This window comes from Shigella sp. FC1967, assembly GCF_001743005.1.
Taxonomy (GTDB): Bacteria; Pseudomonadota; Gammaproteobacteria; order Enterobacterales; family Enterobacteriaceae; genus Proteus.
Map to the genome: position 1 here is coordinate 1 of NZ_MIIZ01000956.1, position 1,620 is coordinate 1,620.

The window sequence follows — 1,620 nt, forward strand, 5'->3', positions numbered from 1 at the left end:
CCCATTTAGGGCGCTTAGAGCGTTTTATTTGTCAACTTTCACATGTGAAAGAATTGACCAAACTATTTGGTCGTGTCCTCTTCAACTTCTGTCGCTTCTGCGGCCATCTTCATCTGCTTCTCGACCATGCGTTTTTGGGTGATGTAGCGGATAACCATCTCGACAGCGCTGTTCAATGCAAGGATTCGCATCGCTCTGGTGGATGCGACGTAGAGCAGGTTTATTTCATCGTCACGGGCCATTGGGTCGAGCTCTGGGTCCAGGACATCCGGAAAGTCGTCATAGAGCTGAACAAAGTCCCACTCCAACCCTTTGCACCGATGAGCTGTTGAGACCGTAATGTCAGCCCCAAACTCTTCTTTGACTGTATTGCGTCGTAGAGTGGTGAGTCGTTCAGGGATTTCATCGTAGCTGTTGATGATCTTGACAGCCCTCATCATCTCAGGGTCTTTGGTCGCCTTCGCTACTTCTTGATACTCGAAGTAGTCTTCATACTCATCAAGCAGTTTCTTATTCTTTACCCGGTCTGGCTCTGCCATCGAAAACCAGTACAAATCCTGGAGCTCATTGATCTGGTAAGCGTCGATTCCACCGACCCAGAAAACCTGCGCTCCGGATTCGGTCGCAGAGAGCGCCGTCTCTATAACCCCCATGACAGTTCGGTGAAGTATTGCGCGATGGCCCACATCACCTGGTAAAAACATGACTACCTGATCTGCTGGTCCCCGGCCAACAACAGGTCGTGTTTCACCTTTGAGTTCAAGAAGGGCGTTTGCCACCAGGGAAACGTTAGGGCCAAAGCGGAAGCTATGAGTGAGATAGAGTTGGTCGGCGTTCATGAGCTCTTTGCTATCAAGGGCGTTGTTTGCGCCTCTGAACCTATAGATCTGCTGGTGGCGATCTCCAACCAGGATTACCTTGCAGTTCTGCTGTAGGACGATGCTACTTGTTACGGGGTTAGCGTCTTGTGCCTCATCAAAAAGAATGGTGGTGTACCGGCGAGACAGATTCGGCATCCCGAGCTGATACTGTTTGAGGTAGCAGTCGTGTACGGTCGGGAACGGATCTTGAACGTTTGTCATCCGTTTCCATATGAGCTCAGCACCTTCGACCACCTGGATTTGGTATCTCTCCTGTTTGGACGTAAGCACTTTACCCGTATCGGCGCGAGCAAAATGCGTATAAAGAATCCGCATGTCTGCACTGCACATAAAGGCGTTGAGCGTATCGAGAATATCTTTGGCAAACGTCCAGTTCTTGGTATTCACCGCTTGGGCAATATCGGTGAGCCTTAGGTTGCCGGAGAGTTTGTGCTGGTAGCCCCGTCCTATAGTTGCGTAGGCAAGCTGGTGGGACGTTTTGCAGTCTACGTTTGCAGGAAACTTTTCTCTTGCCTCATCGCGGATAGCCCGGTTGTATGCCAAGTAGAGGATACGTGAATCGAGGTTGTTGTGGGCGTACTTCACCAGTGTCGTGGTTTTACCCGTTCCAGCGTAGGCCTTAACGACAAGGCGAGGCCCTTTGTACTGAGTGATCAGTGATTGTTCTGGTGTGTCAGGAGGAAGTTGTTTCATGATGCCCCCTACGACAAACACATCTGGAGAGTGATGCGCTTCTTTT

1 protein-coding gene is annotated in these 1,620 nt (G+C 50.4%); it reads right to left on the reverse strand.

From position 1 onward, the window contains the following. Positions 1–62 precede the first annotated feature (62 nt). Positions 63–1,574, reverse strand: a complete 1,512-nt coding sequence (locus BHE89_RS16700; protein WP_011872866.1) for a UvrD-helicase domain-containing protein — start codon at positions 1,572–1,574, stop codon at positions 63–65. Positions 1,575–1,620: the final 46 nt, after the last annotated feature.

What these genes read in the sequence shown, in the direction of transcription:
- BHE89_RS16700 (WP_011872866.1), bottom strand. Translation starts at nt 1,574, where the DNA reads ATGAAACAACTTCCTCCTGACACACCAGAACAATCACTGATCACTCAG.